This is a genomic window from Verrucosispora sp. WMMD573 (assembly GCF_027497175.1).
Lineage (GTDB): Bacteria > Actinomycetota > Actinomycetes > Mycobacteriales > Micromonosporaceae > Micromonospora.
Genome location: NZ_CP114901.1, coordinates 2,658,011 through 2,674,353 on the forward strand (window position 1 = coordinate 2,658,011; position 16,343 = coordinate 2,674,353).

General features: G+C 72.9%; 16 protein-coding genes. 11 read left to right on the forward strand and 5 right to left on the reverse strand.

The window, feature by feature from the left end; all coding sequences use genetic code 11:
* Positions 1–2 precede the first annotated feature (2 nt).
* From O7601_RS12185 to rdgB, 11 genes are all read left to right on the forward strand, one after another.
* A complete protein-coding gene (locus tag O7601_RS12185) occupies positions 3–1,520 on the forward strand; it encodes a hypothetical protein (protein ID WP_281566279.1) in 1,518 nt (505 codons plus the stop codon).
* A gap of 157 nt (positions 1,521–1,677) precedes the next feature.
* Complete coding sequence (clpS, locus tag O7601_RS12190) at positions 1,678–1,968, forward strand: ATP-dependent Clp protease adapter ClpS (protein WP_091084354.1); 291 nt, start codon at positions 1,678–1,680, stop codon at positions 1,966–1,968.
* Between the two features lie 2 nt (positions 1,969–1,970).
* The gene (locus O7601_RS12195) at positions 1,971–2,465 is read left to right on the forward strand and encodes a DUF2017 domain-containing protein (RefSeq protein WP_210940216.1); all 495 of its coding nucleotides are present in this window, start codon (positions 1,971–1,973) and stop codon (positions 2,463–2,465) included.
* A gap of 54 nt (positions 2,466–2,519) precedes the next feature.
* Positions 2,520–3,008: a M67 family metallopeptidase gene (locus tag O7601_RS12200; protein WP_093401918.1), complete on the forward strand. Its 489-nt coding sequence runs from the start codon at positions 2,520–2,522 to the stop codon at positions 3,006–3,008.
* A 67-nt stretch (positions 3,009–3,075) separates the two neighbouring features.
* The gene (locus O7601_RS12205) at positions 3,076–3,435 is read left to right on the forward strand and encodes a MoaD/ThiS family protein (protein ID WP_281566280.1); all 360 of its coding nucleotides are present in this window, start codon (positions 3,076–3,078) and stop codon (positions 3,433–3,435) included.
* A gap of 10 nt (positions 3,436–3,445) precedes the next feature.
* Entirely contained in the window at positions 3,446–4,411 is a 966-nt protein-coding gene (locus O7601_RS12210) for a pyridoxal-phosphate dependent enzyme (protein ID WP_281566281.1), read from the forward strand.
* 267 nt (positions 4,412–4,678) lie between these two features.
* Positions 4,679–5,425, forward strand: coding sequence for an MBL fold metallo-hydrolase (locus O7601_RS12215; protein WP_281566282.1), 747 nt, complete (start codon positions 4,679–4,681; stop codon positions 5,423–5,425).
* 90 nt (positions 5,426–5,515) lie between these two features.
* Entirely contained in the window at positions 5,516–6,661 is a 1,146-nt protein-coding gene (locus tag O7601_RS12220) for a glycosyltransferase family 1 protein (protein WP_281566283.1), read from the forward strand.
* Positions 6,662–6,774: 113 nt separating this feature from the next.
* Positions 6,775–7,884 carry a glycosyltransferase gene (locus tag O7601_RS12225; protein ID WP_281566885.1) on the forward strand — a complete coding sequence of 370 codons (1,110 nt, stop codon included), beginning with the start codon at positions 6,775–6,777 and terminating at the stop codon, positions 7,882–7,884.
* Positions 7,885–7,973: 89 nt separating this feature from the next.
* On the forward strand, positions 7,974–8,702 hold the full coding sequence (gene rph, locus O7601_RS12230) for a ribonuclease PH (RefSeq protein ID WP_281566284.1): 729 nt from the start codon (positions 7,974–7,976) through the stop codon (positions 8,700–8,702).
* Positions 8,699–9,316 (forward strand): RdgB/HAM1 family non-canonical purine NTP pyrophosphatase, encoded by a 618-nt coding sequence (gene rdgB, locus O7601_RS12235; protein ID WP_281566285.1) that lies wholly within the window; start codon positions 8,699–8,701, stop codon positions 9,314–9,316. Before rph ends, rdgB begins: the two co-directional genes overlap by 4 nt.
* Positions 9,317–9,338: 22 nt before the next feature.
* Here the strand turns inward: rdgB and hutH are convergent, their stop codons facing one another.
* Genes hutH through hutU form a run of 5 tightly spaced genes read right to left on the reverse strand, consistent with a single transcriptional unit; the run spans position 9,339 to position 16,330 of the window.
* Positions 9,339–10,874, reverse strand: coding sequence for a histidine ammonia-lyase (gene hutH / locus O7601_RS12240; RefSeq protein ID WP_281566286.1), 1,536 nt, complete (start codon positions 10,872–10,874; stop codon positions 9,339–9,341).
* Entirely contained in the window at positions 10,871–12,076 is a 1,206-nt protein-coding gene (hutI, locus tag O7601_RS12245) for an imidazolonepropionase (protein WP_281566287.1), read from the reverse strand. Before hutI ends, hutH begins: the two co-directional genes overlap by 4 nt.
* A complete protein-coding gene (locus tag O7601_RS12250; RefSeq protein WP_281566288.1) occupies positions 12,069–13,430 on the reverse strand; it encodes a formimidoylglutamate deiminase in 1,362 nt (453 codons plus the stop codon). Before O7601_RS12250 ends, hutI begins: the two co-directional genes overlap by 8 nt.
* Entirely contained in the window at positions 13,427–14,647 is a 1,221-nt protein-coding gene (locus O7601_RS12255; protein WP_281566289.1) for an allantoate amidohydrolase, read from the reverse strand. Before O7601_RS12255 ends, O7601_RS12250 begins: the two co-directional genes overlap by 4 nt.
* A 9-nt stretch (positions 14,648–14,656) precedes the next feature.
* Positions 14,657–16,330 carry a urocanate hydratase gene (gene hutU, locus O7601_RS12260; RefSeq protein ID WP_281566886.1) on the reverse strand — a complete coding sequence of 558 codons (1,674 nt, stop codon included), beginning with the start codon at positions 16,328–16,330 and terminating at the stop codon, positions 14,657–14,659.
* Positions 16,331–16,343 lie beyond the last annotated feature (13 nt).

Sequence of the window (16,343 nt, forward strand, 5' to 3'; positions counted from 1 at the left end):
TGATGAAGCCGGGCCCGCTCCACCATCTCGGTACGCCCGACGACGCGGCCGGGCCGCATGGTCGCCGGCCCTTCCCGGAGCGGCTCGGCGTGTCCAGCACCGACGCCCATGAGCCGGTCGCGGTGGTCGCGGCCGGTCCCGCCGATGCCTCCCGCACCGGAGTGCTCGCCACGCTGCTGGAACTCGATTCCGGGCTACTCGCCGTGCCCAGCGGTAGCTGGCTGGTGGTACGGCACAGTGTCGAGCCCACCCGGGCCGCCTATGTGCCCGGCTACCGCACGCCGCACTCGTACCGGCCCGACCTGCCGGCCGCGGGGCCGGCGCTGGCCAGGCCGCCACGCCGGGTGGAACTGAGCCTGCCCCAGCCGTTGTTGAAACGCCTCGTGCTGGTCGACACGCCGGACATCGCCACGCTGGGGCCGACCGGTTGCGGTCTCCTGCGTGAGGCGGTGGGTCGGGCCGGCGCGCTTCTGTTCGTGATCGCGGCGGATCAGTCGTTCGCAGCCGCCGAGCTGAATCTGCTGTCCGACCTTGCCGGGACACCGGTCCGGGTCTTCTTCGCGGTCACGCCGGGCGCCGACGGCTGGGCGGCCGGCGAGGGCACGGCGGCGGTGCGGGAGTCGGGGGAGTCCGGCGACTCGGTGGTCGACCCGGTGACGGTCACCGTCGAGGCACACCGGGCCGCGCTGCTCGCCGCCGTGCCCGGACTGGCCGATGCCGGCTGGTTTCCCGTGGTCACCGGTGGCGAGATCGACCTGCGGCGGGCGCTGGTGGACTGGGCCTCCGGCGAGGAGCTACGGCGGGGCAGTCTGGAACCGCCCGAGTTGCCGGGCGAGCGCGGCCGGGTGCCGGTGCTGACCGAACCGAACGAATGGTCGGAACAGCTCGACCGGCAGGCCCGCACCGCCGCCCGACGCATCCGCCAGCACCTCGCCCTGGAACTGGCCAACATGCACATGCGCCTGGTGCAGGAGATCGTCTTCGGCGTCGGCTGCGCCGGTCTGCCCCAACTGCTCGACCGGGAGATGGCGGCGCTGTCGTTGCTGGCCACCGCCCAGTGCGACCACCATGCCGGCGAACTCGTCGAGGACGCCGCCGGTCGACTCTTCGGCTCACCGTTGCCGCAGGGGATTCGCCGGCGCATCGACACGGCGGTCCGCTGGAGCCTGGTCGACGATCCCACCGGGCAGGAGTTGGAACGGGCGTTCCTCGTCACCAGCACGGCGGGCGTGGCCTCGCTGACCGGTGCGGCGGCGATCGACATGCTGTCCGTCTACCCCGCACCGCCCCGTACGGCTGTGCTTCCGCCAGTGGCCGTGGCGTTGTCGGGCGGCTGCTGGCAGCACTGGCGTTCGCCCGGCAACAACGACCCGAGCGCGGCGCGGGCCTGGGCGCAGCGGGCGTTGCGGGAGATCGAGTTGGAGCTGTCACGGGAGGTCGCCCGCCGGTTCGAGGCGGTCCGTCTCTCGCTCGGCACGGTGCTGTCCGATGCTGCCGAACACGGCATCCTGCTCGCCTGATCGGGCCGCCCCGCACCCTGCCGGCGGTGCCGGTGGGGGATCCGCGCACGTCCGGGACGCGGCCGGTCGGAGCGTGGGCGCGGCTGCGGCTGGTGATCCGGGCCGGTCCGGCGTTCCGGTTCCTCGATTCCCCGGATCCGGTGGCACGATGGGGGGCATGGCGGCTCCGCAGGTTGCACCGGTCGAGACCCCGGACACCGATGAGGTGCCGGCAGCTGACCGACCGTGGGTGACGATCGTGTGGGACGACCCGGTGAACCTGATGACCTACGTGACCTGGGTGTTCCAGAAGCTTTTTGGTTACAGCCGGGAGAAGGCCGAGCAGCTCATGCTGGACGTGCATCACAAGGGCAGGGCGGTGGTCTCCAGCGGGGCCCGGGAACGCATGGAGCACGACGCCTCTCAGCTGCACGCGTACGGGCTCTGGGCGACGGTGGACCGGTCGTGAGCATGTTCCGCCGCCGCGGTGACCGGTACGTCGCCACCTTCGCAGTGGACGAGGTGCGTGTGCTCCGCAAGGTCGCCTCTGAGGTGGTCGGCCTGCTCACCGACGGTTTCGACCACTCCGACCCGGTTGTCTGCCGGCTCTTCCCGGAGGCATACCCGGAGGACGCGGCGGGCACTGCGGAGTTCCGCCGGTACACCGAAGGCGACCTGAAGACCGCCAAGATCGATCAGGCCGGCGCGATCCTGGCCGCGTTGCCCGGCGACAGCGGCGGGGAGGTACGCCTGGACGCCGAGGCGGCGGAGGCGTGGCTGCGCGCGCTCAACGACGCCCGGCTGGCGATGGGCGTACGGCTGGAGATCAAGGACGGGACGGACCTGGGCGCGGAACTCGACGACGCGGTCGCCGACGACCCGAGTTCCAGCCGGGTGTTCCAGCTTTCGGTCTACGCGTATCTCGGCTATCTCCAGGAGTCCCTGCTCAACGCCTTGATCGACTGACTGTGACCGGCACCGCCTCGCGGTTGACCGCTGTCGGACGCTACTCTTGGCGACGTGCTGAGCATCGACCGGTCGATCGTCGACGCGATCGTCGCCCACGCCCGTCGGGATCACCCCGACGAGGCCTGCGGTGTGGTCGCCGGTCCCGTCGGCAGTGACACGCCGACCCGGCACATCCCCATGGAGAACGCCGCCCGTTCGATGACCTTCTACGAGTTCGACTCGATGGAGCACCTGCGCGTGTGGCGCGAGATGGACGACCGGGACGAGGAACCGGTGGTCATCTACCACTCGCACACCGCCACCGAGGCGTACCCGTCACGGACGGACATCTCCTTCGCCGGTGAGCCCGGCGCGCACTATCTGCTCGTCTCCACGCGGGAGCCCGACACGGAGGAGATCCGCTCCTTCCGAATCGTGGACGGCGTGGTGACCGAAGAGCCGGTGCGGATCCTCGACGCCGGGGTGGATCCGCACGCCGTGCAGTCATACATGTTCGGGCAGAGCCCGGCGACGGTCGACTACGAGTGTTCGGGCCGCTGACCACCCTCAGCCCCCGCACGCCCTTCCCCGTCACCGAGCAGTCCACCCGAGCGAGGAGTACGACACCATGGCCATCGAGGTTCGCATCCCCACCATCCTGCGCAGCTACACCGGCGGCGCGAAGGTCGTCGAGGGCAGCGGCGACACGCTGAACGACCTGCTCACCGACCTGGACTCCCGGCACGCCGGGCTGCGTGGCCGACTGGTCACCGAGGCCGACGCGCTGCACCGCTTCGTCAACGTCTACGTCAACGACGAGGACGTCCGCTTCCTCGGCGCGCTGGACGCCAAGCTGAACGACGGCGACAGCGTGACCATCCTGCCCGCGGTGGCCGGTGGCGCGTTCGGCTTCGCCGCGGCGGCGGCGATGGCGCAGCACGCCGCGGCCGCGCCGGCCGAGGGCCGGACGCGCGTCACCGCGAGCTGAGGCGGCCGCGATGACGCGGTACGACAGCCTGCTGGATGCCTGCGGCGGGACGCCACTCGTGGGGCTGCCCCGACTGTCGCCGACGGTGCCCGAGGGTGCGCCGCCGGTACGGCTCTGGGCGAAGCTTGAGGACCGGAACCCGACCGGCAGCATCAAGGACCGGGCCGCCCTGTTCATGGTCCGGGCCGCAGAGACCGCCGGCCGGCTCCGGCCCGGGGACACCATCCTGGAGCCGACCAGCGGCAACACCGGCATCTCCCTGGCCATGGTGGCCAAGCTGCGGGGGTACCGCCTGGTCTGCGTGATGCCGGAGAACGTCTCCACCGAGCGGGTGCAGCTGCTGCGGATGTACGGCGCGGAGATCATCTTCTCGCCGGCGGCGGGCGGCTCCAACCAGGCGGTGGCCACGGCCAAGCAGATCGCCACCGAGCACCCCGACTGGGTGATGCTCTTCCAGTACGGCAACGAGGCGAACGCCCGGGCGCACTACGAGACGACCGGGCCCGAGCTGCTGCACGATCTTCCGACCATCACCCACTTCGTGGCCGGACTCGGCACCACGGGGACCCTGATGGGCACCGGGCGCTATCTGCGCGAGAAGGTCGAGGGCATCCAGATCGTCGCCGCCGAGCCGCGCTACGGCGAGCTGGTCTACGGGCTGCGCAACATCGACGAGGGGTACGTCCCGGAGCTCTACGACGCGACCGTGCTGAACCGGCGCTTCTCCGTCGGCACCCGCGACGCGGTGCTGCGTACCCGGCAACTGGTGGAGGTCGAGGGATTGTTCGTCGGCTTCTCCACCGGCGCGGTCCTGCACGCCGCGCTTGCCGTGGCGCACGAGGCGGCCCGGGCCGGACGCCGGGCCGACGTGGCGTTCGTGGTCAGTGACGGCGGCTGGAAGTATCTGAGCACCGGGGCGTACGGCGGGACGCTCGCCGACGCGGAGGAGGCGCTGGACGGCCAGCTCTGGGCCTGACCTGCGGCAGCATCAACATGTGACGAGGGCCACCGGCGACGTGCGGTGGCCCTCGTCGCGTCGGTCTGCCCGAACCGACCACTTCGGTGACGGGTGGTCGATCGGACGGGCGAAACCGGTGTCACGTTGATGACAACTTCCAGCAGATCATTCTTGCGCTTGCATGCGCGGGCGTAGGCTGCCCAGCGTGGCGTACGCGTCGGTAGTGATCACCGCCGGAGCGGCGGCCGGCACGATCACTACCTACCGTGACAGCGAGACAACTCGATGCGACTGACTGTCCTGGGCTGTGCGGGCAGCTTCCCCGGACCCGAGTCCCCCTGCTCGGCCTATCTGGTCGAGGCCGACGACTTCCGACTCCTGGTCGACTTCGGCTCGGGCTCACTGTCCACCCTGCAACGCTATGCCGGGCTGCACGCCCCGGACGCCATCCTCCTGACCCACCTGCACTGCGACCACATCCTCGACGCCGCGACCTACGTGGTGGTGCGGCGGTACGCCCCGGACGGGCCGTACCCGCCGTTGCCGGTCTACGCGCCGGCCGGCGCTCCGGACCGGCTGGCCACCGCGTACGGGCAGGAGGACAGCACCGTCGAGGACGTCTACCAGTTCTACGCGCTGCAACCCGGCACCTTCCCGATCGGCCCGTTCACCGTCACCGTCGACCGGGTGCTGCACCCGGTGGAGACCTACGGCGTACGCCTGGAGCACGGCGGCCGGGTGCTCTGCTATTCCTCGGACACCGCCCCCTGCGAGGCGCTGCTGCGGCTGGCCCAGAACGCCGACGTGTTCCTCTGCGAGGCCAGCTACCTCGACGGCGTCGACAACCCGCCGGATCTGCATCTCACCGGCGGTGAGGCGGGTGAGGCGGCAGCCAAGGCCAACGTCGGGCGGCTGCTGCTGACCCATCTGGTCCCCGCCTGGGGCAGCGAGGCGCTCACCGTGGCGGCCGCCTCCGCCGCGTACGCCGGCCCGCTGGAAGTGGTCCGTCCCGGCGCCAGCTACGAGGTCTGATCCGCCGGGCGCGGGTTTCGTGCCGCACTGTTCGCCGGGCGGTCAAGTGGACGTCTCCTGGACCTTCGCTGTCACCACCACGGTGAAGGCATGCGGATCGCCATCGTGACCGAGTCGTTCCCGCCCGACGTCAACGGAGTCGCACACTCGGTCGTGCGCGCCGCCGAGCACCTCGTCGCCCGGGGCCACGAACCGTTGGTGATCGCACCCGCCCCGCCGGGCACGCTGCGCCGCGACACCGACCGGTACCCGTACCCGGTGGTCCGCATCCCGAGCGTGCCGTTGCCGCGCTACCAGGGCTTCCGGCTCGGCGTGCCGACGAACAACCGACTGGCCGGGGTGCTGCTGGAGCACGCGCCCGACGTGGTCCACCTGGCCAGTCCGTTCATCCTCGGGGCCCGGGCGGCGGTGCTGGCGGCCCGCCACCGGCTGCCCACGGTCGCCGTCTACCAGACCGACGTCGCCGCCTACGCCCGGGCGTACCGGGTCGGTTGGGGAGAGGCCGCGGCCTGGCGGCGGCTGCGGGAGATCCACAATTCGGCCGCCCGCACCCTCGCCCCCTCCACCGGGGCGGCCGAGGATCTCGCCGCGCACGGCGTGCAGCGGATCTGGCTGTGGGGTCGGGGCGTCGACGCCGAGCGATTCCACCCGGACAAGCGCTGCCCGAGCCTGCGCCGAGCCTTCGCGCCCGGCGGTGAGCTCCTGGTCGGCTATGTGGGGCGACTCGCCCCGGAGAAGCGGGTCGACCTGCTCGCCGCCACCGCCCGCCTGCCCGGTGTCCGGGTCGTGGTCGCCGGTGACGGCCCGGCCCGCCGCCAGCTCGAACGGGACCTGCCCGGCGTGCGGTTCCTCGGCGTCCAGCACGGCGAGGCCCTGGCCCGCCTCTACGCCAGCCTTGACCTGTTCGTGCACACCGGTCCGCACGAGACGTTCGGCCAGACCGTCCAGGAGGCGTTGGCCAGCGGGGTGCCGGTGGTCGCGCCGGCCAGCGGCGGACCGGTCGATCTGGTCACGCCCGGGCAGACCGGCGTACTGGTGCCACCCGGGGACGACACGGCGATCGCCGAGGCGGTGGCTGGACTGGCCGCCGACGGGTCTCGCCGGCAGGCGTACGGCATCGCCGCCCGCGCCGCGGTGCGCGGACGCAGTTGGACGGCGGTCGGCGACGAACTCGTCGGGCACTACCGGGCGGCCCGCTCCAGCATGCCCGCCATCGATCTGCCGGCGGCATCGTGACCGGCACCCACCCGGACCGCACCAGCACGCTCCGCATCAGCGACGTCACCACCGCGCTCCGGTCCGCCGGCACCACCACCGGGACCGAGACCGCGAGCGCGCCCACCGGCACCCTGCGGATCGTCCGGCTGGCCAGCTTCGTCACCGAGACCTCGGGCGGACTGCGCACCGCGTTGCAGCACCTCGGGGAGGGCTATCTGGCGGCCGGACACGAACCGGTGCTCGTGGTGCCCGGCCGTCGCGACGACGACGAACGACACCCGTGGGGCCGGGTCGTCACGGTGGCCGGCCCGCCGCTGCCGCACAGTGGCGGCTACCGGTTGCTCACCGCCCGACGCCGGCTCGCACGGCTGCTGAGCACGCTCGCACCCGACCGGCTGGAGGTGTCCGACCGGGCCACGTTGCGCTGGACCGGCGACTGGGCCCGGGCGAACGGCGTGCCGTCGGTGATGGTCTCGCACGAGTCGCTCACCGGCCTGCTGGATGCCTGGGGCGTACCCGCCGCGTTGGGGCGGCGGCTCGCCGACCGGCTGAACGCGGACACTGCCCGCCGCTACGACCGGATCGTCTGCACCACTCGATGGGCGGCCGAGGAGTTCGCCCGCATCGGCGTGCCGAACGTCGACCTGGTACCGCTCGGTGTTGATCTGGACACCTTTCATCCCGGCCGCGCCGACCCGGCGGTCCGGGACCGGTACGCGGGCCCGGGCGAGGTGCTGCTGGTGCACTGCGCGCGGCTGTCCGTGGAGAAGCGACCCGAGCTGGCCGTCGACGCGTTGGCGCAGCTGCGCCGGGCCGGTGTGCCGGCGGTGCTGGTGATGGTCGGCGACGGTCCGCGCCGCGCCGCGTTGCGGCGGCGCGCGGCTGGCCTGCCGGTCACCTTCACCGGTTTCCTGCCCGATCGTCGTGCCCTCGCGGCGGTGCTGGCCAGCGCCGACGTCGTCCTGGCCCCCGGTCCGGTGGAGACCTTCGGGCTGGCCGGGCTGGAGGCGCTGGCCTGCGGTACCCCGGTGGTGGTCAACGCGGCCAGCGCGTTGCCCGAGGTGATCGGCTCGGGTGGGCTCGCCGCCGACGGCGACCCGGCGGCGTTCGCCGAGGCCGTCCGTCAGCTCCTCGATCGCCCGGAGGTGCGGCGGCGGACCGCCGCCCGGGATCGGGCGGAGCAGTTCGGCTGGCCGTCGGCGATCGCCGGGTTCCTCCGCGCGCACGACGCCGAACGCTGACCAGTGTCGGTGCCGCAGGACCTACCGCGTCGAGGCCGGCTGCGGACACCCGGGGAGGGGTCGATCAGCGGACCACATAGGGTGCAGGGATGGCGCGACCTGACGGGCGGCGACCCGACCAACTTCGACCGGTGACCCTGACCCGCGGTTGGAGCACCCATCCCGAAGGATCGGTGCTTGTGGAATTCGGCGGCACCCGGGTGCTCTGCACCGCGAGCGTCACCGAGGGGGTGCCGCGCTGGCGCCGCGGTTCCGGGCTGGGTTGGGTCACCGCGGAGTACGCGATGCTGCCCCGGGCCACCAACACCCGGTCGGACCGGGAGAGCGTCAAGGGCCGGGTCGGTGGGCGTACCCACGAGATCTCCCGGCTGATCGGCCGGAGCCTGCGGGCCGCGATCGACCTCAAGGCGCTCGGCGAGAACTCGATCGTGCTGGACTGCGACGTCCTGCAGGCCGACGGTGGCACCCGGACCGCCGCGATCACCGGCGCCTACGTGGCGCTGCACGACGCGGTGGACTGGCTCGCCGCCCGCAAGGCCCTGACCGGCAAGCCGGAGAAGGTGATGCACCGTTCGGTGGCGGCGGTCAGTGTCGGTGTCGTTGCCGGCGAGCCGCGCCTGGACCTGTGCTACGACGAGGACGTGGCCGCCGAGGTCGACATGAACGTGGTCTGCACCGGCACCGGTGACTTCGTCGAGGTGCAGGGCACCGGCGAGGCCGGCGTCTTCGCCCGCGAACAGCTCGACGCTCTGCTCGACCTGGCCGTGGCCGGCTGTCTGGACCTGGCCGAAGCTCAGCGGAAGGCGCTACTCCCATGAACAAGGTGCTGCTCGCCACGCGGAACCAGAAGAAGCTGATCGAGTTGCAGCGCATCCTGGACGGGGCGCTGGGCGCGCACCGGGTCGCCCTGATCGGGCTCGACGACGTCGAGGCGTACCCGGAGCTGCCGGAGACCGGACTGACCTTCGGCGAGAACGCGTTGATCAAGGCCCGGGAGGGCTGCCGGCGTACCGGGCTGCCGACGATCGCCGACGACTCCGGGTTGGCCGTCGACGCGCTCAACGGGATGCCGGGGGTGTTCAGCGCCCGTTGGGCCGGGCGGCACGGTGACGACCAGGCCAACCTCCAACTCGTGCTCGACCAGATCGGCGACGTGCCGGACGAGCACCGGGGCGCCTCCTTCGTCTGCACCGTCGCGCTGGTGCTGCCGGGAGGCAAGGAACACCTGGTCGACGGCCGGCAGGCGGGTCGCCTGCTGCGCGCCCCCCGCGGTGACGGTGGCTTCGGCTACGACCCGATCTTCCTCGGCGACGGCCAGGACCGCACCAACGCCGAGCTGACCCCGCAGGAGAAGGACGCGATCAGCCACCGTGGTAAGGCGCTGCGCGAGCTGGCCGCCCTGGTCGCCAAGGTGCTCCCGCCAGCTACCTGACCACTCCGCCTCGGCCTTCGGGTCAGCCGAGCAGGCCGATCTCCTGCTCGATGGCGGTGCGGAGGTCGCGGCCGGCCAGCACGGTGCGGGCGGCCTCCATCAGCGGGGCCAGGAAGACGTCGGGGCCGGGCTCGCCGGCGGTCTCGCCGAGCGCGGCGATCGCCGCCCGACCGGCCGGCGACGGGGCCAGCGGCGCCCGCAACTGCAGTCCGCGTACGGCGGCGAGCAGCTCCACCGCGAGCAGACTGGTCAGGTTGTCCAGCACGGTGCGCAGCTTCTTGGTCGCCGCCCAACCCATCGAGACGTGGTCCTCCTGCATGCCACTGGTGGGCAGCGAGTCCACCGAGGCCGGCGCGGCCAGCCGGCGGTTCTCCGCGACGATCCCGGCGGCCGTGTACTGCGCGATCATCAGCCCGGAGTTGACTCCGGCGTCGGGGGAGAGGAACGCCGGCAGGTCCCGGGAGCGGGTGACGTCGAGCAGCCGGTCCACCCGACGCTCGGCGATCGCGCCCACCTCGGCGGCGGCGATGGCCAGGAAATCAGCGGCGAAGCCCAGCGGCGCGCCGTGGAAGTTCCCGGTCGACTCGACCCGACCGTCGGGCAGCACCACCGGGTTGTCCACCACGGAGACCATCTCCCGGGCCGCGGTAGTCCGGACGAACTCCAGGGTGTCCCGGGCCGCGCCGGCCACCTGCGGCGCACAGCGCATCGAGTAGGCGTCCTGCACCGCGTGCGCCAGGTCGTCGCGGTGCGAGTCCATCACCGCGGACTCCTGCAACAACCGGTAAATGTTGGCCGCCGAGACGCTCTGCCCGGGATGCGGACGGATCGCGTGCAGTTCCGGCAGGAACGGCCGTTCCGAGCCGAGCATCGCCTCGATCGCCAGCGCGGCGGTCACGTCGGCCATGGTGAACAGGTGTGCGGCGTCGTCGATGGCGAGCAGCAGCATGCCGAGCATGCCGTCGGTGCCGTTGATCAGCGCCAGCCCCTCCTTGGCGGCCAGCTCCACCGGGGCGAGGCCGGCCCGGCGCAACGCGTCGGCGGCGGGCATCCGCTCACCGTCCGGGCCGAGCACCCAGCCCTCGCCGAGCAGCACCAGCGCACAGTGCGCCAGCGGAGCCAGGTCGCCGGAGGCACCCAACGAGCCGTGCTCGGGTACCCAGGGGGTGACCTCGTGGTTGAGCAGGTCCACCAGCGCCTCGGCGACCAGCGGCCGTACCCCGGAGTGGCCGAGCGCCAGCGAGCGGACCCGCAGCAGCATCATCGCCCGTACCACCTCGCGGGGCATCGGCGCGCCGACGCCGGCGGCGTGCGACCGGATCAGCGCGTGCTGCAACTCGGCGCGGCGCTCGGGGGTGACGAAGGTGTTTGCCAGGGCCCCGAAACCGGTCGACACGCCGTACACGGGTCGGCCGGCGGCCTCGATATCGTCCACGATGGACCTGCTGGTGGCCATCGCCTCGACGGTGGCCGGGTCGAGGACCACCTTGACGCCGCCCCGCGCCACGGCGAGCACGTCGGCGGGGGTGATTCCGGTGGGTCGGACGGTGACGGTCATCGCGGTACTCCGTTGTGCAGAACCTGGCGGACGAGAGGCACCCCGGGCCGGTAGGCCAGGTGCAGGTGAGACGGTGCGTCGAGGATGATCAGGTCGGCCCGGGCACCGGGCCGCAGCACACCGATGTCGTCGCGGCGCAGCGCCCGCGCGCCACCGGCGGTCGCGGCCCAGACCGCCTCCGCCGGGGTCATCCCCATCTCGCGGACGGCCAGCGCGACGCAGAACGGAATCGACGAGGTGTACGACGAGCCGGGGTTGCAGTCGGTGGCCAGTGCCACGGTGACCCCGGCGTCCAGCAGCCGACGCGCGTCGGGATAGGGCGACCGGGTGGAGAACTCGGCACCGGGCAGCAGGGTGGCGACGGTCGTGGTGTGCCCGCCTTCGTGGCACATGCAGTCGAACCGGGTCGACGCCAGCGCGTCGATGTCGGCGTCGGTCAGGTGGGTGCAGTGATCCACGCTGGCCGCCCCCAGCTCCACCCCGAGTCGCACACCAGGGCCGGGGCCGAGCTGGTTGGCGTGCACCCGTACCCCGAGCCCCATGGCCTGACCACAGGCGAGGATCGCCCGGGCATGGTCGGCGTCGAAGGCGCCCCGCTCGCAGAACACGTCGATCCAGCGGGCGTACGGCCGGGCGGCAGCCAGCATCGGCCCGCACACCAGCCCCACGTACTCGTCGGGGCGGTCGGCGTACTCGGCCGGGACCACGTGCGCGCCGAGGAACGTGGTCTCCGCGCTGACCTCGGTGGCGATCCGCAGCGAGCGGGCCTCGTCGGCGACGGTGAGGCCGTACCCACTCTTGATCTCGATGGTGGTGGTGCCCTGGCGCAGCGCCTCCGCGTGCAGCCGGCGCACGGTGGCCCGCAGCTCGCCGTCGGAGGCCGCCCGGGTGGCGCCGACCGTGGTGCGGATACCGCCGCCGGTGTACGGCTCGCCGGCCATCCGTGCGGCGAACTCGGCGGCCCGGTCCCCGGCGAAGACGAGGTGCGCGTGGCTGTCCACGAAGCCGGGCAACACCGCCGCACCGGCAGCGTCGATCCGCCGGTCCGCCGCCGGTGCGTCGGCCGCCGGGCCGACCCAGGCCACCTCGCCGTCCTCGACCAGCACCGCGGCCCGTCGCCGGATCCCCAACGGCCCGCCCTCGCCCGCACCGGCCACATTCGTCACCAGCTCACCGATGTCGTCCACCAGCAGACTAGGCACGGGTGACCTCCGTGATCGCGTTGGCCAGTTCCTGCGGTACATCCACGCGCACGTGCCGGCCGTCGCGGACCAGCACCCGACCGTCCACCACCACCTGCACGACGTCGGCCGCGCTCGCCGCGAACCAGACGGCCGCCGGGGTCACCCCGGCCGTGCGTACGCTGTCCAGCCGCACCGTGACCAGGTCGGCGCGGTCACCTACGGCGATCCGGCCGGCGTCGGTCCAGCCCAGCGCGGCGTGCCCGGCGCTGCTCGCGGCGGTCAGCAGCTCCACCGGGGTGAAGTGGCCCCGCTTGCGGGTACGCAACCGCTCGTCCAGCTCGACCGCGCGCGCCTCCTCGAACAGGTCGATCACGGCGTGGCTGTCACTACCCAGGCTGAGCGGGATGCCGGCGTCGGCCATCCGGCGGGCCGGACCGATACCGTCGGCGAGATCCCGTTCGGTGGTGGGGCAGAGACAGACCCCGGTGCGGCTGTCGCCGAGCAGACTCACGTCGGCGCTCGTCGGATGGGTGGCGTGGACCGCGGTGGTGGCCCGGCCGAGCGCCCCGTGCTCGGCGAGCAGGCGCGTCGGCGTGCACCCATGGACCGCCCGGCAGGCGTCGTTCTCGGCGGGCTGCTCCGACAGGTGCACGTGCAGGGGGGCGCCGCGGCGGTGCGCCCAGCCGGCGACGGTGGCGAGCTGCTCGGCCGGCACCGCGCGTACCGAGTGGATCGCGGCACCGAGACGCACGTGCCCGCCGTCCGGGTGGAATCCGTCGATCCGTTCCGCCCAGCGCAACGCGTCGCCGTCGCCGAACCGTTGCTGTGGCCCGGTCAGCGGCCGACCGTCCACCGATGCGGTCAGGTAGCAGGTGTCCAGCAGGGTCAGCCGGATCCCGGCCTGGGCCGCCGCCTCGACCAGTGCCGCGCCCATCGCGTTCGATTCGGCGTACGGGCTGCCGCCCGGCCCGTGATGCAGGTAGTGGAACTCGCCCACGCAGGTGACCCCGGTCAGCGCCATCTCGGCGTAGACCGCCCGGGCCAGCGCCAGGTAGGAGTCGGGGTCGAGGTGGGTGGCGACCGCGTACATCTGGTCGCGCCAGCTCCAGAAGTCGCCTCGCCCGGCGTGGGTGCGCCCGCGCAACGCCCGATGGAACGCGTGGGAGTGCGCATTGGCCAGCCCCGGCAGGGTCAGCCCCGGCAGCCGTACCGCGTCGGCCAGCACTTCGACACCGGCGTCGGGCCGGCCGTCCGGTGCGAGGGGTGTGACGCCGGTGATCCGGTCGTGCACGGTCTCGATCAGCACGTCCGGGGTCGGCTCGGCCTCCTCGGGGAGCCAGGCGTACTCCGCGAGCCAGCGGGTGGCGGTCATCGGAGCAACTCCGCTAGCACCCGGGCCAGCGCGGTCACCCCGGTGGCGCAGTCGGCGTCGGTGGCGGATTCGGCGGGGGAGTGCGACACCCCGGTCGGGTTGCGGACGAACAGCATCGCGGTGGGTACGTGGGCGGCGAGCACCCCGGCGTCGTGCCCCGCCCCGGTGGGCAGCACCGGCGCGCCCAGCAGCCCGGCCAGCAGCCCGGCCAGCCCGCCGTCGAAGGCCACCAGCGGGGTCGCCGACTCCTCGGTAAGCGTCACCTGCGTACCGTCGCGCCGGGCCCGTTCGGCGGCCTTGCCGTGGACGGCGTCGACCATCCCGGTCAGGGTCTCCGGTTCGGCCGCCCGGGCGTCCAGCCAGCCGGTCACCCGCGACGGGATCGCGTTTGTGGCGTTCGGCTCCACCGCCACCCGACCGACGGTGGCATGGGCACCGCGCAGCCGGGCCTCCTTGTTCGCGGCGAGCACGGTGAACGCGTACGTGAGCATGGGGTCGCGGCGGTCGGCCATCCGCGTCGTACCGGCGTGGTTGCCCTCGCCGGTGAAGTCGAAGCGCCAGCGGCCGTGCGGCCAGATGGCGCTCGCGACGGCGACCGGCGCGTCCTGCTCGACCAGCGCGCGGCCCTGCTCGACGTGCAGTTCCACGAAGGCCGCGAAGCGGCCGAGCAGCTCCGGGCGGGCGCCCGCCGGCCGGTCACCCAGCGCCTCGGCGAAGCTCACCCCGTGGGCGTCGCGCAACCCGGCCGCGCGCTCGACGTCAAGCGCGCCGGTGAGCAGCCGGGACCCCAGGCACGGTACGCCGAACCGGGCGCCCTCCTCCTCCACGAACGCCGCCACCGCCACCGGCCGGGCCGGCGTGACACCCGCGGCACGCAACTCGTCGACCGCGAGGAAGGCGCTCACGATGCCCAGCGGACCGTCGTACGCCCCACCGTGCGGCACCGAGTCGAAGTGGCTGCCGGTCAGCACCGCCTCCCCGGCCTCCGGGTCACCCCACCAGGCGAACAGGTTGCCGTTACCGTCCTCGGTCACCGGCATGGACCGCTCGTCGGCCTGCGCCCGGAACCACTCCCGCAGCCGCAGCTCCGGCTCGGTCAGGGCGTACCGCAGGTAGCCGCCGCTGGGCTCGTCCCGCCCGATAGGGGCGATCTGTCCCCACAGCTCGCGGAACCTGCCGAGCAGGTGCCCGTCCTCCTCCACCGCGTGTGTCAACAAGAGCCTTCCTCACTCCGCCATCGGGACGCGGACGCCGGTGCGGGTGGCCACCTCGCGCGCGTCTTCGTAGCCCGCGTCGACGTGCCGGATGACGCCCATCGCCGGGTCGTTCGTCAGCACCCGCTCGATCTTCTGCCCGGCCAGCGCACTGCCGTCGGCCACGCAGACCTGACCGGCGTGGATGGACCGGCCGATGCCGACCCCGCCGCCGTGGTGGATGGACACCCAGGAGGCCCCGCTGGCGGTGTTGACAAGCGCGTTGAGCAGCGGCCAGTCGGCGATCGCGTCGGATCCGTCGGCCATCGCCTCGGTCTCCCGGTAGGGGCTGGCCACGCTGCCGCAGTCCAGGTGGTCGCGGCCGATCACCACCGGCGCGCTCAGCTCACCCGAGGCGACCATCTCGTTGAACCGTACGCCCGCGCGGTCCCGCTCGCCGTAGCCGAGCCAGCAGATGCGCGCGGGCAACCCCTGGAAGGCGACCCGCTCGCCGGCCAGCCGAATCCACCGGGCGAGGGACTCGTTCTCCGGGAAGAGGTCCAGGATGGCTCGGTCGGTGGCGGCGATGTCGGCGGGATCGCCGGAGAGCGCCGCCCACCGGAACGGCCCCTTGCCCTCGCAGAACAGCGGCCGGATGTACGCCGGCACGAAGCCGGGGAAGTCGAAGGCGCGCTCGTACCCACCGAGCCGGGCCTCGCCCCGGATCGAGTTGCCGTAGTCGAAGACCTCCGCGCCTGCGTCGAGGAACCCCACCATCGCCTCGACGTGCCGGGCCATCGACGCCCGGGCCCGGTCGGTGAACTCGGCCGGTTTGGCCGTCGCGTACTCCCGGGCGTCGGTTAGCTCGACCCCCTCCGGCAGGTACGACAGCGGATCGTGGGCGCTGGTCTGGTCCGTGACGATGTCGATCGGCACGCCCCGGCGCAGCAGCTCCGGGAAGACCGTGGCGGCGTTACCGACCACACCGACGCTCAACGCCCGACGCTCCCGCTTGGCGGCGAGCACCCGCCGCACCGCGTCGTCCAGGTCGTCGGCGATCTCGTCCAGGTAGCGGTCGTGCGCCCGGCGGGCCAGCCGGCCGGGGTCCACGTCGACGATCAGACAGGCGCCGCCGTTCATGGTGACCGCGAGCGGCTGCGCTCCGCCCATGCCACCGCAGCCGGCGGTGAGGGTCAACGTGCCGGCGAGGGTGCCGTCGAACTTCTTGGCGGCGACGGCGGCGAACGTCTCGTAGGTGCCCTGGAGAATGCCCTGGGTGCCGATGTAGATCCACGAGCCGGCGGTCATCTGCCCGTACATGGTCAGGCCGAGTTGCTCCAGGCGGCGGAACTCCGGCCAGCTCGCCCAGTCGCCGACCAGGTTCGAGTTGGCCAGCAGCACCCGGGGTGCCCACTCGTGCGTCCGCAACACGCCGACCGGGCGACCCGACTGCACCAGCATCGTCTCGTCGTCACGCAGCTCGGTGAGCGTCCGCACCAGGGCGTGGTACGAAGGCCAGTCCCGGGCGGCCTTGCCGGTGCCGCCGTACACGACCAGGTCGTCGGGGCGTTCGGCGACCTCGGGGTCGAGGTTGTTCATCAACATCCGCAGGGCGGCCTCCTGCGGCCACCCTCGGGCGGTGCGTCCGGTGCCGTGTGCGGCGCGGATGCTGGCTCCCGGGCCGGGCCCGGCCTGGTCGGATCGCATCATATTGGGACTC

What these genes read in the sequence shown, in the direction of transcription:
- O7601_RS12195 (WP_210940216.1), top strand. Translation starts at nt 1,971, where the DNA reads ATGTTCCGCCGCCGCGGTGACCGGTACGTCGCCACCTTCGCAGTGGAC.
- rph (WP_281566284.1), top strand. Translation starts at nt 7,974, where the DNA reads ATGGCGCGACCTGACGGGCGGCGACCCGACCAACTTCGACCGGTGACC.
- O7601_RS12220 (WP_281566283.1), top strand. Translation starts at nt 5,516, where the DNA reads ATGCGGATCGCCATCGTGACCGAGTCGTTCCCGCCCGACGTCAACGGA.
- O7601_RS12205 (WP_281566280.1), top strand. Translation starts at nt 3,076, where the DNA reads ATGGCCATCGAGGTTCGCATCCCCACCATCCTGCGCAGCTACACCGGC.
- O7601_RS12250 (WP_281566288.1), bottom strand. Translation starts at nt 13,430, where the DNA reads ATGACCGCCACCCGCTGGCTCGCGGAGTACGCCTGGCTCCCCGAGGAG.
- clpS (WP_091084354.1), top strand. Translation starts at nt 1,678, where the DNA reads ATGGCGGCTCCGCAGGTTGCACCGGTCGAGACCCCGGACACCGATGAG.
- hutH (WP_281566286.1), bottom strand. Translation starts at nt 10,874, where the DNA reads ATGACCGTCACCGTCCGACCCACCGGAATCACCCCCGCCGACGTGCTC.
- O7601_RS12210 (WP_281566281.1), top strand. Translation starts at nt 3,446, where the DNA reads ATGACGCGGTACGACAGCCTGCTGGATGCCTGCGGCGGGACGCCACTC.
- O7601_RS12185 (WP_281566279.1), top strand. Translation starts at nt 3, where the DNA reads ATGAAGCCGGGCCCGCTCCACCATCTCGGTACGCCCGACGACGCGGCC.
- rdgB (WP_281566285.1), top strand. Translation starts at nt 8,699, where the DNA reads ATGAACAAGGTGCTGCTCGCCACGCGGAACCAGAAGAAGCTGATCGAG.
- O7601_RS12215 (WP_281566282.1), top strand. Translation starts at nt 4,679, where the DNA reads ATGCGACTGACTGTCCTGGGCTGTGCGGGCAGCTTCCCCGGACCCGAG.
- hutU (WP_281566886.1), bottom strand. Translation starts at nt 16,330, where the DNA reads ATGCGATCCGACCAGGCCGGGCCCGGCCCGGGAGCCAGCATCCGCGCC.